The organism is Streptomyces sp. NPDC016851 (genome assembly GCF_055562795.1).
Genome location: NZ_JBVHEP010000016.1, coordinates 1 through 23,010 on the forward strand (window position 1 = coordinate 1; position 23,010 = coordinate 23,010).

At 70.8% G+C, this 23,010-nt stretch carries 26 protein-coding genes; 15 read left to right on the plus strand and 11 right to left on the minus strand.

What is annotated here, in order from left to right; translation table 11 throughout:
- Nucleotides 1-128 precede the first annotated feature (128 nt).
- Nucleotides 129-914: a glucosamine-6-phosphate deaminase gene (gene nagB / locus ACZ3I3_RS24375; RefSeq protein ID WP_467368359.1), complete on the minus strand. Its 786-nt coding sequence runs from the start codon at nucleotides 912-914 to the stop codon at nucleotides 129-131.
- 246 nt (nucleotides 915-1,160) lie between these two features.
- Here nagB and ACZ3I3_RS24380 point away from each other — a divergent pair, with 246 nt between their 5' ends.
- Nucleotides 1,161-2,234: an SIS domain-containing protein gene (locus tag ACZ3I3_RS24380; RefSeq protein ID WP_467368361.1), complete on the plus strand. Its 1,074-nt coding sequence runs from the start codon at nucleotides 1,161-1,163 to the stop codon at nucleotides 2,232-2,234.
- On the opposite strand, the gene ACZ3I3_RS24385 is transcribed toward ACZ3I3_RS24380, so the two are convergent.
- On the minus strand, nucleotides 2,235-2,987 hold the full coding sequence (locus ACZ3I3_RS24385; RefSeq protein ID WP_467368363.1) for an SDR family oxidoreductase: 753 nt from the start codon (nucleotides 2,985-2,987) through the stop codon (nucleotides 2,235-2,237).
- 97 nt (nucleotides 2,988-3,084) lie between these two features.
- On the opposite strand from ACZ3I3_RS24385, the gene ACZ3I3_RS24390 reads away from it, so the two are divergent.
- Both ACZ3I3_RS24390 and ACZ3I3_RS24395 read left to right on the plus strand, forming a co-directional pair.
- A complete protein-coding gene (locus ACZ3I3_RS24390) occupies nucleotides 3,085-3,822 on the plus strand; it encodes a TetR/AcrR family transcriptional regulator (protein WP_467368365.1) in 738 nt (245 codons plus the stop codon).
- Nucleotides 3,823-4,205: 383 nt separating this feature from the next.
- Entirely contained in the window at nucleotides 4,206-5,672 is a 1,467-nt protein-coding gene (locus ACZ3I3_RS24395) for a sensor histidine kinase (RefSeq protein ID WP_467368646.1), read from the plus strand.
- A 204-nt stretch (nucleotides 5,673-5,876) separates the two neighbouring features.
- Here ACZ3I3_RS24395 and ACZ3I3_RS24400 read toward each other — a convergent pair whose 3' ends face one another.
- Entirely contained in the window at nucleotides 5,877-6,134 is a 258-nt protein-coding gene (locus ACZ3I3_RS24400) for a WhiB family transcriptional regulator (protein ID WP_003992873.1), read from the minus strand.
- 320 nt (nucleotides 6,135-6,454) lie between these two features.
- Nucleotides 6,455-7,423 carry a diacylglycerol/lipid kinase family protein gene (locus ACZ3I3_RS24405; protein ID WP_467368367.1) on the minus strand — a complete coding sequence of 323 codons (969 nt, stop codon included), beginning with the start codon at nucleotides 7,421-7,423 and terminating at the stop codon, nucleotides 6,455-6,457.
- Nucleotides 7,424-7,539: 116 nt separating this feature from the next.
- Between ACZ3I3_RS24405 and ACZ3I3_RS24410 the strand changes: the two genes are divergently transcribed.
- Complete coding sequence (locus ACZ3I3_RS24410) at nucleotides 7,540-7,980, plus strand: hypothetical protein (protein ID WP_467368368.1); 441 nt, start codon at nucleotides 7,540-7,542, stop codon at nucleotides 7,978-7,980.
- Between the two features lie 15 nt (nucleotides 7,981-7,995).
- Here the strand turns inward: ACZ3I3_RS24410 and ACZ3I3_RS24415 are convergent, their stop codons facing one another.
- The 3 genes from ACZ3I3_RS24415 to ACZ3I3_RS24425 all read right to left on the minus strand — a co-directional run bounded on the left by ACZ3I3_RS24415 (nucleotide 7,996) and on the right by ACZ3I3_RS24425 (nucleotide 10,090).
- Entirely contained in the window at nucleotides 7,996-9,138 is a 1,143-nt protein-coding gene (locus ACZ3I3_RS24415) for an RNA polymerase sigma factor SigF (protein WP_467368648.1), read from the minus strand.
- A gap of 17 nt (nucleotides 9,139-9,155) precedes the next feature.
- Nucleotides 9,156-9,569: an ATP-binding protein gene (locus ACZ3I3_RS24420; protein WP_003992877.1), complete on the minus strand. Its 414-nt coding sequence runs from the start codon at nucleotides 9,567-9,569 to the stop codon at nucleotides 9,156-9,158.
- Nucleotides 9,570-9,829: 260 nt separating this feature from the next.
- Nucleotides 9,830-10,090 carry a UBP-type zinc finger domain-containing protein gene (locus tag ACZ3I3_RS24425; protein ID WP_467368370.1) on the minus strand — a complete coding sequence of 87 codons (261 nt, stop codon included), beginning with the start codon at nucleotides 10,088-10,090 and terminating at the stop codon, nucleotides 9,830-9,832.
- Nucleotides 10,091-10,152: 62 nt separating this feature from the next.
- Here ACZ3I3_RS24425 and ACZ3I3_RS24430 point away from each other — a divergent pair, with 62 nt between their 5' ends.
- Nucleotides 10,153-11,751 carry a Na+/H+ antiporter gene (locus tag ACZ3I3_RS24430; RefSeq protein WP_467368372.1) on the plus strand — a complete coding sequence of 533 codons (1,599 nt, stop codon included), beginning with the start codon at nucleotides 10,153-10,155 and terminating at the stop codon, nucleotides 11,749-11,751.
- A gap of 39 nt (nucleotides 11,752-11,790) precedes the next feature.
- On the opposite strand, the gene ACZ3I3_RS24435 is transcribed toward ACZ3I3_RS24430, so the two are convergent.
- Nucleotides 11,791-12,699 (minus strand): 1-aminocyclopropane-1-carboxylate deaminase/D-cysteine desulfhydrase, encoded by a 909-nt coding sequence (locus ACZ3I3_RS24435; protein ID WP_467368374.1) that lies wholly within the window; start codon nucleotides 12,697-12,699, stop codon nucleotides 11,791-11,793.
- Nucleotides 12,700-12,709: 10 nt separating this feature from the next.
- Nucleotides 12,710-13,171, minus strand: coding sequence for a DUF6010 family protein (locus tag ACZ3I3_RS24440; RefSeq protein ID WP_467368376.1), 462 nt, complete (start codon nucleotides 13,169-13,171; stop codon nucleotides 12,710-12,712).
- A 292-nt stretch (nucleotides 13,172-13,463) separates the two neighbouring features.
- Between ACZ3I3_RS24440 and ACZ3I3_RS24445 the strand changes: the two genes are divergently transcribed.
- The 3 genes from ACZ3I3_RS24445 (at nucleotide 13,464) to ACZ3I3_RS24455 (ending at nucleotide 17,133) form a co-directional block, all read left to right on the plus strand.
- Nucleotides 13,464-14,870 carry a family 2B encapsulin nanocompartment shell protein gene (locus ACZ3I3_RS24445; protein WP_467368377.1) on the plus strand — a complete coding sequence of 469 codons (1,407 nt, stop codon included), beginning with the start codon at nucleotides 13,464-13,466 and terminating at the stop codon, nucleotides 14,868-14,870.
- Nucleotides 14,871-14,981: 111 nt separating this feature from the next.
- On the plus strand, nucleotides 14,982-16,151 hold the full coding sequence (locus tag ACZ3I3_RS24450; RefSeq protein ID WP_467368379.1) for a family 2 encapsulin nanocompartment cargo protein polyprenyl transferase: 1,170 nt from the start codon (nucleotides 14,982-14,984) through the stop codon (nucleotides 16,149-16,151).
- Nucleotides 16,152-16,515: 364 nt separating this feature from the next.
- Nucleotides 16,516-17,133, plus strand: a complete 618-nt coding sequence (locus ACZ3I3_RS24455; RefSeq protein ID WP_467368381.1) for a GNAT family N-acetyltransferase — start codon at nucleotides 16,516-16,518, stop codon at nucleotides 17,131-17,133.
- A 25-nt stretch (nucleotides 17,134-17,158) separates the two neighbouring features.
- On the opposite strand, the gene ACZ3I3_RS24460 is transcribed toward ACZ3I3_RS24455, so the two are convergent.
- A complete protein-coding gene (locus tag ACZ3I3_RS24460) occupies nucleotides 17,159-17,749 on the minus strand; it encodes a TetR/AcrR family transcriptional regulator (protein ID WP_467368383.1) in 591 nt (196 codons plus the stop codon).
- A 112-nt stretch (nucleotides 17,750-17,861) separates the two neighbouring features.
- Between ACZ3I3_RS24460 and ACZ3I3_RS24465 the strand changes: the two genes are divergently transcribed.
- The 5 genes from ACZ3I3_RS24465 to ACZ3I3_RS24485 all read left to right on the plus strand — a co-directional run bounded on the left by ACZ3I3_RS24465 (nucleotide 17,862) and on the right by ACZ3I3_RS24485 (nucleotide 20,756).
- Nucleotides 17,862-18,446 (plus strand): dihydrofolate reductase family protein, encoded by a 585-nt coding sequence (locus ACZ3I3_RS24465; RefSeq protein ID WP_467368385.1) that lies wholly within the window; start codon nucleotides 17,862-17,864, stop codon nucleotides 18,444-18,446.
- A gap of 26 nt (nucleotides 18,447-18,472) precedes the next feature.
- Nucleotides 18,473-18,748, plus strand: coding sequence for a hypothetical protein (locus ACZ3I3_RS24470; RefSeq protein ID WP_467368387.1), 276 nt, complete (start codon nucleotides 18,473-18,475; stop codon nucleotides 18,746-18,748).
- A gap of 84 nt (nucleotides 18,749-18,832) precedes the next feature.
- The gene (locus tag ACZ3I3_RS24475) at nucleotides 18,833-19,246 is read left to right on the plus strand and encodes a YciI family protein (protein ID WP_467368388.1); all 414 of its coding nucleotides are present in this window, start codon (nucleotides 18,833-18,835) and stop codon (nucleotides 19,244-19,246) included.
- Nucleotides 19,247-19,274: 28 nt separating this feature from the next.
- The gene (locus ACZ3I3_RS24480; RefSeq protein ID WP_467368390.1) at nucleotides 19,275-20,513 is read left to right on the plus strand and encodes an RNA polymerase sigma factor; all 1,239 of its coding nucleotides are present in this window, start codon (nucleotides 19,275-19,277) and stop codon (nucleotides 20,511-20,513) included.
- Nucleotides 20,514-20,522: 9 nt separating this feature from the next.
- Nucleotides 20,523-20,756: a hypothetical protein gene (locus tag ACZ3I3_RS24485; RefSeq protein WP_467368392.1), complete on the plus strand. Its 234-nt coding sequence runs from the start codon at nucleotides 20,523-20,525 to the stop codon at nucleotides 20,754-20,756.
- On the opposite strand, the gene ACZ3I3_RS24490 is transcribed toward ACZ3I3_RS24485, so the two are convergent.
- Complete coding sequence (locus ACZ3I3_RS24490) at nucleotides 20,753-21,487, minus strand: VOC family protein (RefSeq protein WP_467368393.1); 735 nt, start codon at nucleotides 21,485-21,487, stop codon at nucleotides 20,753-20,755. The genes ACZ3I3_RS24485 and ACZ3I3_RS24490 overlap by 4 nt on opposite strands.
- Nucleotides 21,488-21,593: 106 nt before the next feature.
- Here ACZ3I3_RS24490 and ACZ3I3_RS24495 point away from each other — a divergent pair, with 106 nt between their 5' ends.
- Nucleotides 21,594-22,748, plus strand: a complete 1,155-nt coding sequence (locus ACZ3I3_RS24495) for an inorganic phosphate transporter (RefSeq protein ID WP_467368395.1) — start codon at nucleotides 21,594-21,596, stop codon at nucleotides 22,746-22,748.
- A 16-nt stretch (nucleotides 22,749-22,764) separates the two neighbouring features.
- Entirely contained in the window at nucleotides 22,765-22,998 is a 234-nt protein-coding gene (locus ACZ3I3_RS24500; protein WP_467368397.1) for a hypothetical protein, read from the plus strand.
- Nucleotides 22,999-23,010 lie beyond the last annotated feature (12 nt).

Below are 23,010 nucleotides of genomic sequence, written 5' to 3' on the forward strand. Positions count from 1 at the left end.
GGTCAGCCGGGCATTACGGTGGGACACGAAGACCTCCGTGCGGTGCAGTCCTAGACAGCTCCACCACACCGGAGGTCTTCGCCATGATCAAGCCCGGTCAGTGTCAACAACGCTCGTGATCAATACACCTAGATCCCCTGCCACTCCGGCTTGTTGGCGTACGTGTGCCGGAAGTAGTCCGCCAGCTTCAGCTTCGACGCGGCGGCCTCGTCGACCACGACGGTCGCATGCGGGTGGAGCTGGAGCGCGGACGCGGGGCACACCGCGGCAACCGGCCCCTCCACCGTCGCCGCGACCGCGTCCGCCTTGCCCTCGCCGGTGGCGAGCAGCACCAGGTGCCGGGCCTCCAGGATGGTGCCGATGCCCTGCGTGATCACGTGGTGCGGCACCTGGTCGATGTCGCCGTCGAAGAAGCGCGCGTTGTCGATCCGGGTCTGCTCGGTCAGCGTCTTGATCCGTGTCCGCGACGCCAGCGACGAACACGGCTCGTTGAACCCTATGTGCCCGTCGGTCCCGATCCCGAGCAGCTGAAGGTCCACACCCCCGGCGTCCGCGAGCGCCTTGTCGTACTCCTCGCACGCGCCCTGCACGTCCTCGGCCGTGCCGTCCGGCCCCGTGAACTGGTCCATCCCGATGCCGAGCGGCTCCAGCACCTCACGCCGCAGCACCGAGCGGTACGACTCCGGATGGTCGGCAGGCAGCCCCACGTACTCGTCGAGCTGGGCTATCCGCGCCCGCGTGACGTCCACGGCACCGGAGCGCACCTTGGCCGCCAGCGCCTCGTACACGGGCAGCGGCGTCGAGCCGGTCGCCACGCCGATCAGGGCGCCGGGCTTGCGCCGGAGCAGCTGAGCCATGGCCTCGGCGATGAGCTCGCCGCCCGCCTTGGCGTCCGGAACGATGACAACTTCCACGCTGGGCCTGCCGATCTGAGAGGGATGCTCAACTGGGAAGGGCCCGAGAGGGGCCGTGTGGTTTAGACCAATCTAACAGAGCGGTGACGCCGCTCCCAGGGTGAAGTCCGCCGGTCCCGCAGGGCCGGCCACCCGGTGCCGGCCAGGTCTCCCGCAGGTGAACAACACCGGTCCCGCGTGGCCGCTGCGCGGTGCGGGGGAGTGGAATGGGAGCTGCATCTGCCCGCGCCCCGGAAGGACCCCGCCATGACCGCCGCCGCCACACCGGACCCCCTCAGCGAGCGCCCGGGCCGGATCATGGCCCGGGAGATGGCGGAGCAACCCGCCGTCCTGCGCCGGATCCTGGCCGACGGCGCCCCCGCCATCCGGGACGTGGCACGGCGGATCGCCGCCCGCGCACCCCGCTTCGTCCTGCTGACCGCTCGCGGCACCTCCGACAACGCCGCCCTCTACGCCAAGTACCTCCTGGAGATCCGGCTCGGCCTGCCCTGCGGACTCACCTCGATGTCCACCACCACGGCCTACGGCGCCCGGCCCGACCTCACGGACGTCCTCGTCGTCACCGTCAGCCAGTCCGGCGGCTCCCCGGACCTGGTCGCCTCGACGCGGGCCGCCCGCGAGGCCGGCGCGATCACGCTCGCCGTCACCAACAACCCGGACTCACCGCTCGCCGGCGTCTCCGAGTACCACATCGACATCATGGCCGGACCGGAGAAGGCCCTCCCAGCGACCAAGACGTACACCGCCTCCCTCCTCGCGCTCTACCTGTTCGTCGAGGGCCTGCGCGGCGGCGACGGCGCACCCGCCCGGGTGCTGCCGGACCTCGCCGAACAGCTGCTCGCCCGGCAGGACGAGGTGCGCGCCCTCGCCGCCCGCTACCGCTTCGCCGAGCGCATGGTGATCACCTCACGCGGCTACGGCTATCCCACGGCCAAGGAGGCCGCCCTCAAGCTGATGGAGACCAGCTACATCCCCGCGCTCTCCTACTCCGGCGCCGACCTGCTGCACGGGCCGCTCGCCATGGTCGACAACGTCTCCCCGGTCATCGCCGTCGTCACCGACGGCAAGGGCGGCGAAGCGCTCCAGCCGGTCCTCGACCGGCTGCGCGGCCGCGGTGCCGATCTGGTCGTCATCGGCCCCGGGCACCAGGTCGAGCAGGCGTCCGCCGGCTTCGTCCTGCCCACGGAGGACGTCGCCGAGGAGGTCCAGCCCGTCCTGGAGATCATTCCCCTCCAGCTCCTGGCCTACGAGGTCACCATCGCCCGCGGCCAGGACCCGGACGCGCCCCGGGCGCTGGCGAAGGTGACGGAGACTCGCTGACTACGTGAGCGACCCTCCCGTCACATCCACCCAGCTTCCCGTGATCCACCGCCCCTGGTCCGAGACCAGGAACGCCACCACGTCGGCCACGTCGGCCGCCTCGCCCACCCCGCCCAGCGCCGAATAGGCCGCGGCCTTCGCCCAGCCGTCGGCACTGCCGTGCAGCAGCTGGGCCGTGTTGTCCGTGTCGATGATCCCCGGCGCCACCGAGTTCACCGTGATGCCCCGAGGGCCCAGCACCTTGGACAGGTCCCGCGAGAAGACGTCCAGCGCACCCTTCGTCATCGCGTACGCCATGTTGTCCGGCATTACCGCGGTGCGGGCAAGCCCCGAGGAGATGTTGACGACCCGGCCGCCGTCCCGCAGCCGGCTCATGCCCTGCTTGAGTATGAAGAACGGCGCCTTCACGTTCACCGCGAAGACCTTGTCGTACTCCGGCTCCTCCAGCTCCTGGATCGGGGGCGTGTTACCGATCCCCGCGTTGTTCACGAGGATGTCCAGCCCGTCCGCGTGCCGGTCGAACTCCGCCCACAGTGCCTCGGCGTCCCCCGGCAGGCCCAGCTCCACGCCCACCGCGAACGCCGAGCCGCCCGCCGCCTCGATCGCCGCGACCGTCTCCTTCGCCGCCGTCTCGTTCCTGCCGTAGTGCACGCCGACCCGCGCGCCGTCGCGGCCCAGCCGCTCGGCGATCCCTCGCCCGATGCCCCTGCTCGCGCCCGTGACGAGTGCCGTCCTGCCTGTGAGCACGCCCATGGCGGCGCCCCCTTCTCATTTATCTAGCGGTCGCTACAGAAATGACCGTACAGCAGCCCGCCGACAATTTTCTAGTGGCCGCTATAAAATGCACTCCATGGTGAACGACGACGGGAACGGGACCGCGAGGGCCGAGAGACACGGAACCGCGACGGGTCAGGACAACGGAACCGGGACGGGTCAGGGCGCGGGAACCGCGACGGGCGCAACGGCAACGGGCAAGGCCAGAGGAAGGCCCCGCGGCCGCCCCCGCTCCTTCGACCGCGAGACCGCCCTGGAAAAAGCCCTCCTGGCCTTCTGGGAGCACGGCTACGAGGCCACGTCCGTCTCCGACCTCACCCGGGTCATGGACATAGGCGCCCCCAGCCTCTACGCGGCCTTCGGCGACAAGCAGTCCCTCTTCGAGGAGGTCGTCCAGGTCTACGGCACGAGGTACGGCTCGTTCACGGACCGGGCCCTCGCCGAGGAACCCACCGCCCGGGACGCCGTCGAGCGCATGCTGCGCGAGGCCGCCACCGCGTACACGGAACCAGGCCATCCGCACGGCTGTCTCGTCGTCCACGCCGCCGCCAACTGCTCGACCCCCGAGGTCGAACGGTCGTTGCGGGACCGCCGCAACGCCAATATCGCCGCGATCGAGAGCCGCGCCCGTGCCGATGCCGCCGCCGGCGTGCTGCCTCCGGGCACCGACGCCGCCGCCCTGGCCCGGCACACCGGCGCGATGATCCAGGGCATGTCACAACAGGCGCGGGACGGGGCGAGCCGGGAGGAACTGGAGGCGGTCGCGGAAATTGCCATGTCCGTCTGGCCCCGCACAGGAACCCACACGGGTTAGGCTGCGGGAGGACGCCGGCGCGTCCGAGCCGTCTGAGAATTAACAACAACGAACAGCCTCCAACGCATGGACACCCACGAGTGGTCTAGTCCACAATGCGTGATGAGAGCGCGTGTGCAGCGCGCACCAGCCTCCGCCTTCCCCGCACAGGAAGGCGGACAGAGGAACCGAGGCTCTCTGCCCTGACTGCCCCGGCTCCTCGTCCTTCGGCCGACCGGGACCGCACACCCCACGGCCGATATTGCTCCGGGCTGCGGTGCCGGGAGGGTTGAGGGTCCCTCCCAGGCGCCGCGGCCCGCGGGTGTTCCAGGAGCCCGTGTGCTCCGGGCCCGCACATTTCAGAGCCGTACAAACCCCCGGGTACGCTCGCTCACGTGCCCTCCATGAACGAACTCGTACGCCAGCACACCGCCCTCGACGACACCGATCTCGAGTGGCTCCACCTGCTGGTCTCGGAGTGGCAGCTGCTCTCCGACCTCTCCTTCGCGGACCTGGTGCTGTGGGTCCCCACCAGTGACGGCACACGGTACGTGTCCGTCGCGCAGATGCGGCCCAACACCGGTCCGACGTCCTACCAGGACGACATGGTGGGCCACCTGGTCCCGCGTGGCCGCCGCCCGATGCTGGACGCCGCCCTCGACGAGGGCCGCATCGTGCGTGAGGGGGACCCCGAGTGGCGCGAAGAGGTTCCCGTCCGGGTCGAGTCGATCCCCGTGCGGCGCGAGGGGCGCGTCCTCGGCGTCATCGCGCGCAACACCAACCTCCTCACCGTGCGCACCCCGAGCCGCCTGGAGCTCACCTACCTCCAGAGCGCCTCCGACCTCGCACAGATGATCGCGGCCGGCTCCTTCCCGTTCGCGAACCAGCTGCTCGACATGGACGCCTCGCCCCGGGTGGGCGACGGCCTGATCCGGCTCGACGCCGACGGCCTCGTCCAGTACGCCTCCCCGAACGCGCTGTCCGCCTACCACCGCCTCGGCCTCGCCTCCGACCTCGTCGGCCAGCACCTGGGCATGACCACGGCCGAACTCGCCCCGACCAGGGGCCCGGTGGACGAGGCGCTCGCCAAGGTCGCCAGCGGCTGGGCGCCGCGCGAGTTCGAGATCGAGGCCACCGACGGGGTCATCCAGTTCCGCGCGATCCCCCTCAAACCCAAGGGCACCCGCATCGGCTCGCTGGTCCTGCTCCGCGACGTCACCGAACTCCGCCGCCGCGAACGCGAGTTGATCACCAAGGACGCGACGATCCGGGAGATCCACCACCGCGTCAAGAACAACCTCCAGACGGTCGCCGCCCTGCTCCGCCTCCAGGCCCGGCGCATCGAATCCGACCGCGGCCGCGAGGCCCTGGAGGAGGCGGTGCGACGCGTCGGATCGATTGCGATCGTGCACGAGACGCTCTCCCAGAACCTGGACGAGCGCGTGGAGTTCGACGAGATCGCCGACCGCGTCCTGGCCATGGTCGCGGAGATCTCCCCGGGCAAGGTCGCCGGCCGGCGCACCGGCCGCTTCGGCATCCTCGACGCCGAGGTCGCCACGCCGCTGTCGATGGTGCTGACCGAGGTTCTGCAGAACGCGCTGGAGCACGGCTTCCGCGAGGGCGACACTGGCACGGTCGAGGTGTCGGCGGTCCGCGGCGGTACGCCCAAGGAAGCCCGCCTGCTGGTCACCGTCCAGGACGACGGCATCGGCCTGCCGGACGGTTTTGATCCGAAGACCGCGGGCAATCTCGGTCTCCAGATCGTACGCACCCTGGTGGAGGGCGAGTTGGGGGGAACCTTCGACATGGTCCCGGCCCCGGAGCGCGGCACCCGTGTGATCCTGGACATCCCGGTGCCGACGCGGAAGTAGAGGCAACAGCTGCCCAAGCCGGTCCGCGTCCCTCGGAAGAGGCCCATCACAGCATTGAGCCCCGGGCCATCAAATGGCCCGGGGCTAAAGCTCGTTGCTGCTTAACTAAGCGCATCGGGGGAACTGCGCGCTGCGGCTCGGGGGCGGGAGATGCGTACTCGCTGTACGCGCCGCCAAGCTCAGGCTGTCAGCAGGGGTGGGTTGTCAGGCGGAGGCCTGACGGGCCCGGTTGCGGGCGGCGCGGCGCTTCATGGCGCGGCGCTCGTCCTCGCTGAGACCACCCCAGACGCCGGAGTCCTGGCCGGACTCGAGCGCCCACTGCAGACACTGCTCGATCACCGGGCAGCGACGGCAGACGGCCTTGGCTTCCTCGATCTGCAGCAGCGCAGGACCGGTGTTGCCGATGGGGAAGAAGAGCTCGGGGTCTTCCTCGCGGCAAACGGCGTTGTGACGCCAGTCCATGGCTGCTACCTCTCCTTGGTATTACGTGCAGGGTGCTTGTGAATGTGAACGCTTTCACGAATCCCTCAACAAGTGAAGGGCCGACCGCCAGGTTCCCTGGCGTGGGTCCTGTGAGTTGAAGAGGGGTTCTGGTGATCAGTGGAGGCCGATGTTGCGGGCCGTCCCGATCGCCACGTAGAGACTCGCAAACCTCAGCGGCGGATACAACCCCTTCTGGAAAGTTTTTTTTGATTCTTCGGTGTCGACTAGGTCACAGCCGTACTTCCATGGGGTGGATCCTGGCCTAAACGTTCGAGTGAAAGGACTTTAGCCAGTTCTGCTCACACAATCACACGCAGTGCACGACGTACGCCTGTGAACGTCACGCTTGTTCGCAGCCCCAGGTGGTCACCGTCCATCTGGAGGGGGAGCGGCACCTTCGAATGCAAGGTGAACTCGGTCAAATCGTGCAGAGAGGTCGCGTGCTTGCCATGGGGTCCGCGCTCGGGGGACGAAGTGAGCAACTGGGTGCCATACCGGGCAACCGCCGTCGTGGACAGCCGGCTGAGACCGAAGAGATCCAGTCCGGTATCGAACGAGGCCTTAGGTGCCGCGTAGATGGGGCGATTCCCCAGAAACGTCCACGGGGAGGTGTTCGAGACTATGGACAGCACCAGATCGGTGACCGGATCCTCGCCGGCCCGCTCCAGCGTGATCGTCCCGTGCCGGCGGTTCGGTTCCCCGAGGAGCTGGCGCACGACCTGGCGGACGTAAAGAGCGTGTGTGGATTTCCGGCCGCGCTCGCGGTGCTGCTCCACCCGGCCGACCACGCCGGCGTCGAAGCCGAGTCCCGCGTTGAAGGTGAACCAGCGGGAAGGCACCGCCGCGTCCTCCGTGCCCGGAGTGCCGGAGGTCAGGCCCAGGCCGACGGTGCGTTCGCTGCCGTCGCGCAGGGCGTCCAGCAGGGCCCCGGTCGCTTCCACCGCGTCGTTGGGCAGGCCCAGGGCACGGGCGAAGACGTTGGTGGAGCCGCCGGGGACCACGGCGAGGCCGGGGAGGTGCCCCGGGTCGGGACCGGCGTGGAGCAGGCCGTTGACCACCTCGTTGACCGTGCCGTCGCCGCCGAGGGCCACCACCAGGTCTATGTCGTCGCTCTCCGCCGCATGCCGGCCCAGGTCGCGCGCATGGCCGCGGTACTCGGTAGTGACCGCTTCCAGCTTCATCTCGCTGGCGAGCGCATGGATCAGTACGTCGCGTGTGCGCGCACTTGTGGTGGTTGCCGCCGGATTGACCACGAGAAGTGCACGCATGACTGGCAGCGTACCTACTGGGTGGTACCTGGCCCATACCGAGGTAGGGATCAGGTAAGAGAGCGGGGGCGAACCTGGCCATGAGGGGCGCGTACGGCCGGGGCTACTCTTCAGGGGTGAGCAGTGAGCAGACCTCCACCACCCAGGACACCACCGGCCCCCGACCGCGGCGGCTGACGTACGCCGCGCTGCTGGCCGCACTGGAAGGGTTCGCGCTGGTCGTCGGCGGCGTCTGGATCCTCGTCCTCGGCCTCACCGGTGAGCCGGACGACCGTCAGCAGGCCGTGACCGGGGGTATCACGCTCGTCGTGCTCGCGCTGCTGCCGCTGCTCGCCGCGCGCGGGCTGCTCGGCCGCCGCAGCTGGAGCCGCGGCCCGGCCGTCATCACTCAGATCATGGCGCTGCCGGTGGCCTACAACCTGCTCCAGGCCGACAGCATGGCCATTCCGGCCGGGATCGCCCTCGCGGTCGTGGCCGTCGCGGCGCTCGTCCTGCTCGTGAACCCCGAGACGACCCGGGCCCTCGGGATCCGCGGGCCCGGGAACGTGGAGAAGTAGCCGTACGGGAAGGCGTCACTCCTCGACGAGGAGCTTCTCCCGGAGCTGCGCCAGGGTGCGCGCCAGCAGCCGCGAGACGTGCATCTGCGAGATGCCGACCTCCTGCGCGATCTGCGACTGGGTCATGTTGCCGAAGAACCGCAGCAGCAGGATCCGCTTCTCGCGCGGCGGGAGGTCCTCCAGCAGCGGCTTGAGGGACTCCCGGTACTCCACGCCCTCCAGCGCCTCGTCCTCCGCGCCGAGGGTGTCCGCGACCGCCGGTGATTCGTCGTCGGTGTCGGGGACGTCCAGGGACAGTGTGGAGTACGCGTTGGCGGACTCCAGGCCCTCCAGGACCTCCTCCTCGGAGATCGCGAGCTTCTCGGCGAGCTCGTGGACCGTGGGGGAGCGGCCGTGCAGTTGCGAGAGCTCGGCCGTGGCCGTGGTCAGCGACAGGCGCAGCTCCTGAAGGCGGCGCGGGACGCGCACCGCCCAGCCCTTGTCCCGGAAGTGCCGCTTGATCTCGCCGACGACCGTGGGGGTCGCGTACGTGGAGAACTCCACGCCGCGGTCCGGGTCGAAGCGGTCGACCGACTTGATCAGCCCGATCGTGGCGACCTGGGTCAGGTCGTCCAGTGGCTCGCCGCGGTTGCGGAAGCGCCGCGCGAGATGCTCCACGAGCGGCAGGTGCATGCGGACCAGCTGGTTGCGCAGCTCCGCGTACTCGGGGCTGCCGGGGCTCAGAGTGCGCAGTTTGAGGAACATCTCGCGCGCCCCGCTGCGGTCCGGGGAGCCGTGCTGCGCACCCTGCGTGTGGTGCGCGCGCGGCGCTGCGTCCTCGGAGTGTCGCTCGTGCTCGCTCATCGTCCCGCCCGTCGCCCTTCCCCGAGCCCTCGCCTCCTCCTCCACTCCCGGCTTCGCGCGAGTGGGGGAACCCCCCTGGGCAGGAGATGCCGCGATCCCTCCGCCCGGAGGCGCGCTCCGCACGGCACTCTCCCCCTCCCGCCGCTCGCCTCCCGGGAGGACGGCCCCCGCGGAGTCGTCCTCGGGATGCGGGCGGGCCTGCTCGGGGATGCCGTCGATGCCGTCCGCCATGCGCCGGGTCCCGGTCGGACCGCACGGGTCCGTGGCCGTGCCCTCGGCCGGCAGCTCTCGTGTGCCGCGCTCTTCGTCCCGCACCGGCCCGTCCTCGTTCCTCACGCCGGCCCGGGTCCCGCGCCGCGCTGTTTGTAGAGGCTGATCGAAACGGTTTTGTCCTTGTCCACGGCGGAGGAGACCTTGCCCGCGAGAGCGGACAGGACCGTCCAGGCGAAGGTGTCCCGCGAGGGGGCATGACCATCCGTGGTCGGCGCCGAGACGGTGACCTCGAGCGAGTCGTCGACGAGGCGGAAGACGCAGCTGAGGACCGAGCCGGGCACGGCCTGCTGAAGCAGGATCGCGCACGCCTCGTCCACAGCGATGCGCAGGTCCTCGATCTCGTCGAGGGTGAAGTCCAAACGGGCCGCGAGACCGGCCGTGGCCGTACGCAGCACCGACAGGTAGGCACCCGCGGCCGGCAGCCGGACTTCCACGAAGTCCTGAGTCGCGGGCTCGCCTGCGATCTGGGACACCCTCACCTCCATGGTGGTACAAGTGTTTCAGGGCCGAGGGTCGCCCCCCGGGGTAACGCGATACGTGGTTCAGCGGTGACGCTATCGCGCTCTCAACGGTCCTGTCCCCGGGACCCCAACCCCTTGCCGTCACTCACAGTAAACCTGTGGATACGCTCCGTGTCTAGGGGGTCGGCGGGCCCAAATGGGAAGAGCGCGCGCCGGGTTGACGTACCCAGACGTCAGACGGTCGAACCGTCCGGCGCCGGGGTCCTGTCGAGTCACACCAGGACATGATCGACGAAGCACCAGCGCCAGGTCTCCCCGGGCTCATGGGTCCGCATCACCGGATGTCCGGACTCCTTGTGGTGCTCCGCCGCGTGCCGCCCCGGCGAGGAGTCGCAGCAGCCGACGTGACCGCAGCTCAGACACAGCCGCAGTTGCACCGGATCCATGCCGTCCGCCAGGCACCCCGGACACGTCTCGCTGAGCGGGACGGGTTCGGGATGCGGCAGCGCGTCGGCATGCGTGCACTGTTTCATGATTGCCAGGTTACGACGGTCGCGCCGAAGACCGCGTGGAAAAAAGAGGGCGGGCGAGAACGATGGACGTGATGCCACTGCTGTTGCTGGTGGCGGGCAGCGCCGGGATCGCCGCGGTGGCAAGGCGCACACCGGTTCCCGCGCCGCTTCTGCTGGTGGCGGTCGGGCTCGCGGTCAGTTCCGTCCCCGGCGTGCCGGACTACACCCTCGACCCGCACGTCGTCCTGCCGCTCCTCCTGCCCCCGCTGCTGCACACGGCCGCCACCGACAGCTCGTACCTCGACCTGCGGGCGCAGCTGCGGCCGGTCGCGCTGCTGTCCGTCGGGTACGTGCTGTTCGCGACCTTCGCCGTCGGCTGGGCCCTGTACCTGCTCGTGCCGGACCTGCCGCTGACCGCGGCCCTGGTCTTCGGCGCGGTGGTGGCGCCGCCGGACGCGGTCGCGGCGACGGCCGTGGCCCGCCGGGTCGGGCTCCCGTCGCGGATCACCACGATCCTCCAGGGCGAGTCCCTGCTCAACGACGCCACCGCTATCACCGCCTACCGGGTGGCCCTGGCCGCCGCCGTCGGCGAGGGCGCGACCTGGGCCGGTGGCATCGGCGAGTTCCTGCTCGCGGCGGTCGGCGGAGTCGTGGCCGGGCTCGTGCTGATGGCGCCGATCCACTGGATTCGCACGCACGTGAAGGAGGCGCTGTTCCAGAACACGCTCTCCCTGCTCACCCCGTTCGTCGCGTACGCCGCCGCCGAGCAGGTGCACGCCTCCGGCGTCCTGGCGGTCGTCGTCGTGGCGCTCTACCTGGGACACCGCGCGTGGGAGGTCGACTTCGCCACTCGGCTCCAGGAGGAGGCGGTGTGGAAGATGGTCGCCTTCGTCCTGGAGTCGGCGGTGTTCGCGCTGATCGGACTCCAGCTGCCGGTGGTGTTGAGGGGACTCGGGGAGTACGAGGGGGTCCTGGCCGCCTGGTACGCGGTCGCCGTCTTCCTGGTGGTCGTCGCGGCCCGGTTCGTGTGGGTGTACCCGGCGACCTTCCTGCCGCGGCTGCTGTCGGCCCGGATCCGGGAGCGGGAGGCGAGCCCGACCTGGAAGGGGCCGTTCGTCGTCGCGTGGGCCGGTATGCGGGGCGTGGTCTCGCTGGCCATCGCCTTCTCGATCCCGCTCACCCTGCACGACGGCGAGGAGCCCTTCCCGCACCGCAACCTCATCCTCTTCCTGACCTTCACGACGGTCATCGGGACGCTGGTCGTGCAGGGGCTCACCCTGCCCCCGCTGATCCGTCTGCTGAAGTTCCCCGGCCGGGACGCACAGGCCGAGACACTGGCCGAGGCCAACGCCCAGGCGCAGGCCTCCCGGGCCGCCGAGCGGCGCCTGGACGAACTCCTCACCGACGAACGCAACGCCCTGCCCGCCCCGCTCGCCGACCGGCTCCGCATCGTCCTGGAGCGCCGCCGCAACGCCGTCTGGGAACGGCTCGGCCAGGCCAACCCGGTCACCGGGGAGTCCGTCGACGACACCTACCGGCGGCTGTCGCGGGAGATGATCAGCGCCGAGCGCGAAGTGTTCGTCAAGCTCCGGGACGGCCGGTACATCGACGACGAGATGCTGCGGACGCTGCTGCGCAGGCTGGACCTGGAGGAGGCGGCGGCCTTCCGGGAGACGGCGTAGGACGGCGGCGTAGGACGGCGTAGGACGGCGTAGCGGGCGTCACGGGAAAGGGCGGCCGGTGATCACCGCCGCCACCGTCGTCCCGCGCGGGAAGGCGCCTTCACCGGCCAGGGAGACGAGCCCGTACAGCAGCTTCGCGACATACAGGCGCTCGACGGGCAGTCCATGACGCTGCTCGAAGTCCGCCGCGAAGGCGTCGAGCTCGTCGGGCACGCGCGCGTAGCCGCCGAAGTGGAAGCGGTCGTCGAGGCTCCAGGTGCCGCGCGGGCCTCCGAAGGCCTGCTGCTGCAAGGCCCTGACCTCGGCGGTCAGGAAACCGCCCTTGAGGACCGGGACACCCAGCGCTCGTTGCCCGGGGGCGAGTCCGGCGGCCAGCCCCGCAAGGGTGCCGCCGGTGCCGCAGGCCACGGCGACGACATCGGCCCGGTCGTGCAGTTCGGCGCCGAGCGCCCGGCAACCGCGTACGGCCTGCGCATTGCTGCCGCCCTCGGGGACGACGTACGCACCCTCCGCGTCCGCCGCGCGCAGGATCGCGGCCAAGGGACCCGGCTCGGACTTGCGGCGGTACGTCGCCCTGTCGACGAAGTGCAGTCGCATGCCGTCGGCCGTGCAGCGGGTCAGCGAGGGGTTGAGGGGCCGGCCGGCCAGTTCCTCGCCGCGTACGACACCGACTGTGCGGATGCCCAGCAGCCGGCCGGTCGCGGCCGTGGCACGCAGGTGGTTGGAGTAGGCACCGCCGAAGGTGACGAGGGTACGGCCTGCCGCAGCCGCGAGATTCGGCGCCAGCTTGCGCCACTTGTTGCCGATCAGCTCCGGGTGGATCAGGTCGTCCCGCTTCAGCACCAGCCGCACGCCGTGGCGCTCGAACCGGCCGTCCACGACTTCCTGCACCGGCGAGGGCAGCCGGGGACGCAGCACGGCGGATCCGGGGATGTCGGGGCTGGTCACCGGGCCATTGTCACCCGGGGGTGGGGGAGGGGGACTCGGAGCTGATGCCTTCCTGCGAGCCCGGGCCGCGCTGCGGCCGCCCGGACCGGCGGCGGCGTAGGAGGTCGATGAGTGACGGGCCGCCCCGCAGGCACCAGAGGGCGATCACCGGGTCGCAGATCGCGCAGCCCAGGGAGGACGTGTGCGCGAAGGGGATGATCGGGTTGCCCTTGATGTGGTGGACGATGTCCCACGCCGTGTGCAGCAGCCAGCCGATGCCGATCCACGTCCACGACTCCAGGCCGCGGAAGGCGACGTAGGCGAGCAGCGCGGTGAAGGGGAACTCCCAGCCGCCCATGCCGCCGCCGCTGAGGTACGCCGCGCCGGCACCGCCGACCATGACCGCGTTCAGACGCCGCCGGTGCGGTTCGCGGACGAAGGACATCAACAGGGCGTAGAGGATGCCGACGCCGATCGGCGCGATGTACAGCATGGAGAGGCCGTTTCCGAGAGTGGGCGGGAGGGACGGATCACCACGCTAGATCCGGTTCCGCACGCTCCCCAGCGGCATTACCGACACGTTCCCACGGGTTGTCGCCAGCCGTCCGGGGCCGGGGTGTGCCGCCCGAGAGAGGGTGGAAAAACGGGCCCCTGCCCAGTCGTACGAAGATCCATTCCCGCTCTTTCGTGTAATAGCACCAAGACGCCGCGTGAGGAAGGCTTGGGCGTGCACATCGATGCCCGAGGCATATGGGCGTCGGTCACAACCGGGAGGGCAGTTCTCTATGTCGGTAGGCGAAGAGGTCCGCACGGAGCAGACCAAGCCGCAGCAGAGTCTCGGCACGGCGGCCGCGCGGAACCTGGCCACCACGACCAAGTCCGTGCCGCAGATGCAGGAGATCAGCTCCCGCTGGCTGCTGCGCATGCTGCCCTGGGTCGACATCCAGGGCGGTACGTACCGGGTGAACCGGCGGCTGACGTTCGCCGTGGGCGACGGCCGGCTGACGTTCGTGAAGACCGGCGACCGCGTCGAGATCATCCCCGCGGAGCTGGGCGAACTGCCGGCGCTGCGGTCCTACGAGGACGAGGAGGTGCTCTTCGAGATCGCCCGGCGCTGCGAGCAGCGGGAGATCCCCGCGGGCGAGGTGATCGCCTCGTTCGGCAGCCCGTCCGACGAGGTGTACCTGCTGGCGCACGGCCGGGTGGAGAAGGTCGGCACCGGCCCGTACGGGGACGACGAGTCCCTCGGGATCCTCGCCGACGGCGCCTACTTCGGCGACGACGCGCTGCTGAACGAGGACGCGATCTGGGAGTACACGGCCCGCGCGCTCACCCCGTGCACCGTCCTCGTCCTGCCCCGTGCGGAGTTCGCGCAGATCGCCGAGCGCTCGGACACGCTGGGCGAACACCTCCAGCAGCGCCGCTCGATCCCCTCGCAGCGCTCCAACAAGTACGGCGAGAAGGAGATCGACCTCGCCGCCGGCCACTCCGGCGAGCCGGACATCCCGCACACCTTCGTCGACTACGAGGCCAGGCCCCGTGAGTACGAGCTGAGCGTCGCCCAGACCGTCCTGCGCATCCACACGCGCGTGGCCGACCTCTACAACCAGCCCATGAACCAGACCGAGCAGCAGATCCGGCTGACGGTCGAGGCGCTCAAGGAGCGTCAGGAGCACGAGCTCATCAACAACCGAGACTTCGGTCTCCTGCACAACTGCGAGTACGACCAGCGGATCCAGCCGCACGACGGCGTGCCCAGCCCGGACGACCTGGACGAGCTGCTCAGCAGGCGCCGCGGCACCAAACTGCTCCTCGCCCACCCGCGCGCGATCGCCGCGTTCGGCCGTGAGCTCAACAAGCGAGGGCTCGTCCCCGAGACCATCGACATGGCCGGGAACCGCATCCCCACCTGGCGCGGGGTGCCGATCTTCCCGTGCAACAAGATCCCGGTGACCCAGGAGCGGACGACATCGATCATCGCCATGCGTACCGGCGAGAGCGACCAGGGCGTCGTCGGCCTGCGGGCCTCCGGCATCCCGGACGAGATCGAGCCGAGCCTGTCGGTGCGCTTCATGGGCATCAACGAACAGGCCATCATCAAGTACCTGGTCACGGCCTACTACTCGGCCGCGGTCCTGGTACCGGACGCGCTCGGCGTCCTGGAGAACGTCGAGATCGGCCGCTGGCAGTGACGCTTCCGGTACGCCGGCCGTGTCCGCGCCCCGCAGCGCGGGTACATCCTCGGGGTACGCGCCCAGCGGCAGCGGAAGGGCAACCGTCCGCTCAGTCTCCGAGGCGGTCCCATGGGTGAGTCCCTTACGGAGTTCAGGACGCAGACGACGCTGCCCGCCCCCGGTGGGCAGCGCGGTACCGAGCCCGGGCGTGCGGCCGGGGCGCCGGAAGGGCGGGGGCTCATCGGGACGCAGCGGGAAGGCCGGCCGGAGCCGGACGAGGGCCACGAGGCGCTCATGCTCCTGGAGCGGGCCCGGGCGGAGGTCGACCCGGTACTGCGGGACGCTCTCGGCTCACTGCCCGGGCCGATGCGCCGGATCGCGCTCTACCACTTCGGCTGGGAGCAGGCGGACGGCTCGCCGGCCGAGGGCGGCTCCGGCAAGGCGATCCGGCCCGCGCTCGTCCTCGCCGCGGCGGCCGCCCTCGGCGGGCCCGAGGCACGGGCGGCGGCGGTCCGGGCGGCCGCGGCGGTGGAACTGGTCCACAACTTCACGTTGCTGCACGACGACGTGATGGACCGGGACACCACCCGGCGCCACCGGCCCACCGCGTGGTCCGTCTTCGGCGACCCCGACGCGATCCTCGCCGGGGACGCCCTCCAGGCGCTGGCCATGCGGCTGCTCGCTGAGGACCCGCATCCGGCGGCCCCGGCCGCCACCGCCCGGCTCGCCCACTGCGTGATCGAACTGTGCGCGGGCCAGCACGCGGACACGGCCATGGAGCGTCGCGCTCCCGACGAGGTCACGCTCGACGAGGTCCTCGCCATGGCGGAGGCCAAGACGGGCGCACTGCTGGGAAGCGCCTGTGCGCTCGGCGGGCTGTACGCGGGCACCGGGGACGCGGACGTGGCGGCGCTGGACGCGTTCGGCCGGGAGGCCGGGCTCGCCTTCCAGCTCATCGACGACGTCATCGGCATATGGGGCGACCCGCGCCGCACCGGCAAGCCCGTCGGCGCGGACCTGGCCGCCCGCAAGAAGTCCCTGCCGGTCGTGGCGGCCTTCGCCTCCGGCACACCGGCGGCCGAGGAACTGGCCGAACTGTACGCACGACCCAGCGAGAAGGAGGACCTCGACCACATCGCCCTGACCGTGGAGCGGGCGGGCGGCCGTGACTGGGCCCAGAACCAGGCGGCCGACCGGATGGCCCTGGCGATGCAGCAACTGGCCCGCGCGGTGCCGGACCCGGAGGCGGCGGGCGGTCTGCTGGCCCTCGCCGAGTTCGTGACACGGCGCACCAGCTGACGGCGGTGGTGGTGCGGCAATCAGCCGTCGGCACCGGCTGACGGAGCGGCGATCGGTCGTCGCGGTGGCCGGCGGTGTGACAACCGGCCGTCGGCGGCCACCTGACCGGCCTTCGGGTGACCGAAGGGCAGGACTCCGGAGGCGCCGGGGCCGTGCGGCTCCTGACTCCGTACGGCCCCGGGCCTCCGGTCAGGCGGGTCCCGCACTTCCCCACGGTGTGCGGGGCCCGCTTCCCATGTCCGCGACGACGGGTGCTTTGGGCGCCTGTCCGATGAAATCCCGCCAAGCTCCGGCCCCGTGCGCCGGGGCGGCTCCCAACCGCCCTACGATCAACGCCGGTCGGGACGAGTGAAGGGGCGGGGACATGGGTGTGGCGATCCGGACGGCGGGCGAGGGGGACCGGGAGCTGGTTGTCCGGCTGCTGGACGAGGCGTTCCAGGACGATCCCGTGAGCGGCTGGGTTTTCCCCGGGGCGGAGGACCGTCGTGCCCACCATCCCGGGCTCATGGCCGCCTTCACCGACATCGTGCTCGAGTCCGGGCGCATCGACCTCACCGAGGACGGTTCGGCCTGTGCCCTGTGGCTGTCCATGCCGGCCGACGACCACGACGGCGACGCCGAGGACGACGGTCCGGCCCAGGTGCGTGAGGCCGTCGACCCGGACAACGAACGCATCGAGGCGATCGGCCGGCTGACCGCCGCCATCCATCCCTCCGGGCGGGCCCACGAGTACCTGTGGATGATCGGCGTGGCCCCCGGCCGCCAGGGCGAGGGTCTCGGCACGGCGCTCATCGGGTCGGTCCTCGACCGGTGCGACCGTGAGGGACTGCCCGCCTACCTGGAAGCGAGCAGCGCCCGCAGCCGCAAGCTGTACGAGCGCCTCGGCTTCGAACTCGCCGGCCCGGTGCTCGACCTCCCGGAGGGCGGCCCCACCATGTGGCCGATGTGGCGCGAGCCCCGCACCGCCGAGAGCGCGTCCTGACCCACCCGGCCGGTGCCCGGCCCTCCTATCCCTCCGGCAGCACCGTCGCCACGATCTTCTCCACCAGCCCTTCCGGCACGCTCACCCCGGGCAGTACGCCCTCCAGGACGCCCGGCAGGGTCAGGTGCTCCAGGAGCAGGCCGAGCATGGCCAGGTACAGCACGGCGACGGACTCGTCGCCGCCGGGCAGGCCGGCCGTGCGGTGGAACTCCATGGCCTCCTCCAGGTCGCCTCGGACCGACTTGGTGTAGGAGGCGAGCAGTTCGGGACGCCGGGTGGCCTCCAGGCGTAGTTCCATGAGGGCCAGATAGCCCGTGCGGTCGCGGGTCGCGCGGGCCATCAGGTCGTACATGAAGGCCGTGACCAGTGAACGGTCCTTGGGGCGGGTCATCAGCCCGGCGACCACGTCGGGGTCGGGCGCGAGCCGTACGTGCAGCCGGGTGTCGATCTGACGCAGCAGGTCGGCGCGGTCGGTGAAGTAGTTGGAGGCCGTGCCCACGGGCACACCGGCCTCCGCGTCCACCGCGCGGAACGTCAGCCCGCGCGCTCCCTCACGCGCGAGCACCTCGACACCGGCGTCGACGAGCGCGGCACGGCGCCCGGGATTGCTGACCATGCGGAATCCCTTCTCCTGCTTTCCGCTGTTCGCGGATAACCCCTTGCAACCACTACGTCAGAAGTACTACAACTGAAGTCGTTGCAGTGACAGCCTACGAAAAGAGACCGGCTTGCGAAAGCTCACGTACTTCATCGCCTGTTCGATCGACGGCTTCATCGGAGACCCGGACGGCGACGCGACGTCGATGCTCCGCTTCCTCGACGAGGAGTTCCTCGCCTTTCTGAAGGCGGAGTATCCGGAGACCGCGGCCACCCCGGGCCGCCGGGCCCTCGGCTTCGACGACCTGCCGAACAAGCGGTTCGACACGATCATCCAGGGCCGCGGCAGCTACGACGTCGGCCTGAAAGAGGGCATCACCAGCCCGTATGCCCACCTGCGCCAGTACGTCGCCTCCAGGACGCTGAAGGAGTCGCCCGACCCGAACGTCGAGATCATCGCGGACGACCTCGTCGGAAAGGTCCGCGAACTGAAGGCCGAGGACGGTGGGTTGGGCATCTACCTGTGCGGCGGGTCCAAGGTCGCGGGCGAACTGTTCGACGAGATCGACGAACTCGTCATCAAGACCTACCCGCTCGTGTACGGCACGGGCATGCCGATGTTCGGCTCGGGAATCGCGATCTCGGACTTCACGCTCGAGTCGGTGCGCACGTTCGGCAACGGGATGCTGGTGCGCACGTACAGCAGGAAGCGCTGAGCCGCCGACCGGCCTACCCTGAGGACATGGGCAGAGCAGGACACACCTGTCCGACCTGCGGACAGCCGGTGGAAACAGTGGTCCGGCGCCACAAGACGCTGGGCGCGTGGGTCCCCGTGTGGGTGGCGGGCCCCTGCCGCAACCCCGAGTGCGGGGCCCATGAAGCGGAAGAGGCCGAGGGCGGCCGGACCGGCGAGGAGACCCGGACCGCCGACCCGCCCCGGTCCGCCGAGGACACCGCCTCACCTGTGACGACCCCGCGCGACGACGCCCCCGGAGAAACCGTCGCGGAAAATCCCTGAGGTCGTGTCGAGAATCCCGGCCCGGCTCCGACGTCCCCTGTGAGAGCCGCCCACCAGGGCGGTGAGAGCCGAAGGAGCGGACTGATGAAGTACCTGGTCATGGTGCAGGGCACGCAGGCGGACTACGACGCCATGCGCGGCAAGGCGTCGGCGCACTCCCCGGCGTGGAGCGAGGAGGAGCTCCAGGCCATGTTCGCCTACATGGGAGCCATCAACGACGACCTCTCCGAGACGGGCGAATTCGTCGACGGGCAGGGCCTGGCCGAGCCGGCCCAGACCCGGCACGTCACCCTCGGTGACGACGGCAAGGCGGTGATCACCGACGGCCCGTACAGCGAGACCAAGGAGCTGCTGGCCGGCTACTGGGTCCTGGAGTGCGAGAGCCTGGAGCGGGTCACCGAGATCGCCGAGCGCGTCGCCGGGTGCCCCCAGCCGGCCGGCGCCCCCGACTACCCGGTCGTGATCCGTCCGATCATGGACGGCTCCGGGGACATCTGAGGGCCCGGACACGCCGAAGGGCGCGTCGATGGGACCTGTGGGACCGGTGAGGAGCACACCCGAGATCGAGGACCTGCTGCGCCGTGACGCGCCGCAGGTCCTCGGCGCGCTCGTCAGGCGGTACGGCCATTTCGACGCCGCCGAGGACGCCGTACAGGAGGCGCTGCTCGCGGCGGCCGGGCAGTGGCCCTCGGCGGGCGTACCCGGCAATCCGCGCGGCTGGCTGATCAAAGTCGCCTCGCGGCGGCTGACCGACGCCCTGCGCAGCGAGGAGGCCCGGCGGCAGCGCGAGGAGCGGGCGGCGGCGCTCACGCCCCGCGACGCCTTCACCGCCGCGCCGCCCGGGGAGCGGGCTCCCCGCGAGGACGACACGCTCTTGCTGCTCTTCCTGTGCTGCCATCCGGACCTGACGCCACCCGCCCAGATCGCGCTCACGCTGCGCGCCGTCGGCGGTCTGACCACGGCGGAGATCGCCCGCGCGTATCTGGTGCCGGAGGCGACGATGGCGCAGCGCATCAGCCGGGCCAAGCAGAAGGTGCGGGGCGTGCGCTTCGGTCGCCCGGACCGCTGGGAACAGCGGGTGCCGTCCGTCCTCCAGACGCTCTACCTGATCTTCAACGAGGGCTATACGGCCACCTCCGGAGCCGCTCTCCAGCGCCGTGACCTCGCGGGCGAGGCCGTACGCCTGACGCGCACGGTCCACCGGCTGCTCCCCGACGACGGCGAGGTGGCCGGCCTGCTCGCGCTGATGCTGCTCACCGACGCCCGCCGCGACGCGCGCAGCGGACCGCACGGGGAGTTGATCCCCCTCGACGAGCAGGACCGGGGCCGCTGGGACAAGGCCGCGATCGAGGAGGGCGTCGCGCTGGTCACCGGGGCGCTGTCCCGGGGCCGGCCCGGGCCGTACCAGCTGCGCGCCGCGATCGCCGCCGTCCACGACGAGGCACCCTCGCCCGAGGCGACGGGCTGGGCCGAGATCCTGGGCCTGTACGACGTCCTCGTCCGCCTGGTCCCCGGCCCCGTCGAACGCCTCAACCGCGCGGTGGCCGTCGCCATGGTCCACGGCCCGCACGTCGGCCTGGACGAACTGGACGCCCTGGCAGGCGAGTTGCAGGGCCATCGCGTGGACGCCGTACGCGGTCACCTCCTGGAACGCGCGGGCGATCCCCAAGGTGCCCGCGCCGCCTACGAGTCGGCGGCCGCGCAGACCCTCAGCCTGCCCGAACAGCGTTACCTCATGGCGCGGGCCGCGCGCCTGAGGGACTAACGTGAAGGCATGGGCATGACGGGGGAGCGGCGCCGCCGGGTGTGGCGCTGGGCTGTGATCGTGTGGGTGCTCGCCGTGGCCGTCGCAGGCGGACTGACGCTGTGGCTGCAGGACTCGATGGAGCCTCAGGGCCCCTACGTCTGGGAGAACGCGAAGCCCGGCGAGACGCCGGACCTGCCGCCCTGCCCGACGCCGGACAGGGCCGGACTGCTCGTCGCGTGCGCCTACGCCGAAGCGCGCTAGACACGGGCCCGGCCCGAGACCGGATCCCGGGTCGTCAGGCAGTACGTGCCGCCCGCCGGGTCGCGCATCACGGTCCAGCCGGGGAAGCCGGCCACGAAGGAGGCTCCGAGTTCCTCGTGGCGCGCCCGGGTCGCCGCGACGTCAGCGCAGGCGAGGTCGAGGTGGGCGGAGGCCGGGCGTTCCTCGTCGAGGCGTTGCAGGAGCAGACGGACCGGCAGACCGGGCGGCGGCTTGACCACGTGGAACTCGGGGAGGGAGCCCGGCAGCGACTCCCAGTCGGCGAGCAGCGCGCTCCAGAAGGCGACTTCGGTGTCGAAGGCCGAGGGCGCGACGTCCACGCACACCTGGTCGAGCCGACTGCCCCGCACCACGTCCGGGCGTGAGGACTGCCCGCGCCAGGGATCCGCGCAGAACAACTGCCCACCGGGCGAACGCAGCACGACGAGTGAACCGAGATCGGTCACCACGCTCGCGCCGAACCGCACCGCCGCGGCGGCGAACTCCGATACGTCGTCCACACAGAAGTCGATGTGCGCACCGCCGGAAGGCGGCCCGACCGCCTGTACCTTCACACAGGCGTCGGCGCCGTCGGCAAGCAGCGTGACGAACTCGTCGTGCTCTCCGCGCAGTTCGGACAGCCGGGTGTCCGTGACCGCCGTCCAGAAGGCGCAGGCGGCACCGAAAGTCTCCCGCGGGCGGTCGATGAAGGCGTACGTCCAGCTGATCCTCATGGGCGCGATCTTAGAGTGCCATGCGTCACCGCCACCCGCGTGAACCTTGACCAGCCTTTGCCTCGCCGTTCCCCGCCTATTGGCCTGCACTTGTTTGCATTCAGGAATGGACCACATCACGTTCCTCGTGGCGGTCGTCATCGTGACGGCACTGGCCTTCGACTTCACCAACGGATTTCACGACACGGCGAACGCGATGGCCACATCCATCGCCACCGGCGCGCTCGCTCCCCGCACGGCGGTCCTGATCAGCGGTGTCCTCAACGTGATCGGTGCCTTCCTGTCCACCGAGGTCGCCAAGACCATCTCGGGCGGCATCGTGGACGACACTCTCGTCACCCCGGGGATGATCTTCGCGGGACTGGTCGGGGCGATCCTGTGGAACCTGCTGACCTGGCTGGTGGGACTCCCGTCGAGTTCCTCGCACGCCCTGTTCGGCGGGCTGATCGGAGCCGTGTGGGTCGGGGCGGGCAGCCACGGTGTCGACTTCGACAAGGTCGTCGAGAAGGTGCTGGTGCCGGCGGTGGCCTCGCCGGTCGTGGCCGGCGTCGCCGCACTGCTGGCCACCTACCTCGCCTACCGGCTCACCGACCGCGCCCGCAAGGACTCCGTCACCAAGGGCTTCCGGATCGGCCAGATCGCCTCGGCCTCGCTGGTCTCCCTCGCCCACGGCACGAACGACGCGCAGAAGACCATGGGCGTCATCACCCTCACCCTGATCTCGGCCGGCGCGCTCGGCCACGACGCCGGACCGCCCCTGTGGGTGATCGCCTCCGCGGGCCTCGCCATCGGCCTCGGCACGTATCTCGGCGGCTGGCGCATTATCCGCACCATGGGCAAGGGCCTCACCGAGATCCAGTCGCCGCAGGGCTTCGCCGCCGAGACCGCCTCCACCACAGTCATCCTGACGTCCGCGCACCTCGGTTTCGCCCTGTCCACCACCCAGGTCGCCTCGGGCAGCATCCTCGGGGCGGGACTCGGCCGCAGGCTCGCGGAGGTCCGCTGGGGCGTCGCGGGCCGCATGGCGCTCGCGTGGCTGATCACGCTGCCCGCCGCCGCACTGGTCGGCGGCCTGGCCGCCAGCGTGGTGCAGAGCGGCGGGGACTTCGGTACGGCGGTCGTCGCCCTGGTCGGCGCGGCCCTCGCCGCAGGCATCGTGGCCGTCTCGCGCCGCAACCCGGTGCACGCGCACAACGTCAACGACGCACACGAGGTCACCGTCCGCACCGAGCCGCCCGCCAAGGTCGGCACGGCCGCCTGAACGAAGGGGAGTCGACATGCATCTGGACTGGACCGCACTCGGCCAGGTCACCGCCGTGAGCATCGGCGCCACCGTCGCCGTGGTCGTCGTCTTCGCCCTCGGCGTCCTCGGCCTCGCCCGACTGGAGGGCGCCCGCGACCGGCAGGGCCGCACCTTCGCCCTGGGCCTCACCCAGGCGGCGCTGTGCTTCCTCGCCTGCGCGGCCGTGGTGGCGTACGGGATCTTCCTGATCGTCCCGCAGTTCCACTGACCGATACCGATA

What these genes read in the sequence shown, in the direction of transcription:
- ACZ3I3_RS24380 (WP_467368361.1), top strand. Translation starts at nt 1,161, where the DNA reads ATGACCGCCGCCGCCACACCGGACCCCCTCAGCGAGCGCCCGGGCCGG.
- ACZ3I3_RS24385 (WP_467368363.1), bottom strand. Translation starts at nt 2,987, where the DNA reads ATGGGCGTGCTCACAGGCAGGACGGCACTCGTCACGGGCGCGAGCAGG.
- ACZ3I3_RS24390 (WP_467368365.1), top strand. Translation starts at nt 3,085, where the DNA reads ATGGTGAACGACGACGGGAACGGGACCGCGAGGGCCGAGAGACACGGA.
- ACZ3I3_RS24395 (WP_467368646.1), top strand. Translation starts at nt 4,206, where the DNA reads ATGAACGAACTCGTACGCCAGCACACCGCCCTCGACGACACCGATCTC.
- ACZ3I3_RS24400 (WP_003992873.1), bottom strand. Translation starts at nt 6,134, where the DNA reads ATGGACTGGCGTCACAACGCCGTTTGCCGCGAGGAAGACCCCGAGCTC.
- ACZ3I3_RS24405 (WP_467368367.1), bottom strand. Translation starts at nt 7,423, where the DNA reads ATGCGTGCACTTCTCGTGGTCAATCCGGCGGCAACCACCACAAGTGCG.
- ACZ3I3_RS24425 (WP_467368370.1), bottom strand. Translation starts at nt 10,090, where the DNA reads ATGAAACAGTGCACGCATGCCGACGCGCTGCCGCATCCCGAACCCGTC.
- ACZ3I3_RS24430 (WP_467368372.1), top strand. Translation starts at nt 10,153, where the DNA reads ATGGACGTGATGCCACTGCTGTTGCTGGTGGCGGGCAGCGCCGGGATC.
- ACZ3I3_RS24440 (WP_467368376.1), bottom strand. Translation starts at nt 13,171, where the DNA reads ATGCTGTACATCGCGCCGATCGGCGTCGGCATCCTCTACGCCCTGTTG.
- ACZ3I3_RS24445 (WP_467368377.1), top strand. Translation starts at nt 13,464, where the DNA reads ATGTCGGTAGGCGAAGAGGTCCGCACGGAGCAGACCAAGCCGCAGCAG.
- ACZ3I3_RS24450 (WP_467368379.1), top strand. Translation starts at nt 14,982, where the DNA reads ATGGGTGAGTCCCTTACGGAGTTCAGGACGCAGACGACGCTGCCCGCC.
- ACZ3I3_RS24455 (WP_467368381.1), top strand. Translation starts at nt 16,516, where the DNA reads ATGGGTGTGGCGATCCGGACGGCGGGCGAGGGGGACCGGGAGCTGGTT.
- ACZ3I3_RS24460 (WP_467368383.1), bottom strand. Translation starts at nt 17,749, where the DNA reads ATGGTCAGCAATCCCGGGCGCCGTGCCGCGCTCGTCGACGCCGGTGTC.
- ACZ3I3_RS24470 (WP_467368387.1), top strand. Translation starts at nt 18,473, where the DNA reads ATGGGCAGAGCAGGACACACCTGTCCGACCTGCGGACAGCCGGTGGAA.
- ACZ3I3_RS24475 (WP_467368388.1), top strand. Translation starts at nt 18,833, where the DNA reads ATGAAGTACCTGGTCATGGTGCAGGGCACGCAGGCGGACTACGACGCC.
- ACZ3I3_RS24480 (WP_467368390.1), top strand. Translation starts at nt 19,275, where the DNA reads ATGGGACCTGTGGGACCGGTGAGGAGCACACCCGAGATCGAGGACCTG.
- ACZ3I3_RS24485 (WP_467368392.1), top strand. Translation starts at nt 20,523, where the DNA reads ATGGGCATGACGGGGGAGCGGCGCCGCCGGGTGTGGCGCTGGGCTGTG.
- ACZ3I3_RS24490 (WP_467368393.1), bottom strand. Translation starts at nt 21,487, where the DNA reads ATGAGGATCAGCTGGACGTACGCCTTCATCGACCGCCCGCGGGAGACT.
- ACZ3I3_RS24495 (WP_467368395.1), top strand. Translation starts at nt 21,594, where the DNA reads ATGGACCACATCACGTTCCTCGTGGCGGTCGTCATCGTGACGGCACTG.
- ACZ3I3_RS24500 (WP_467368397.1), top strand. Translation starts at nt 22,765, where the DNA reads ATGCATCTGGACTGGACCGCACTCGGCCAGGTCACCGCCGTGAGCATC.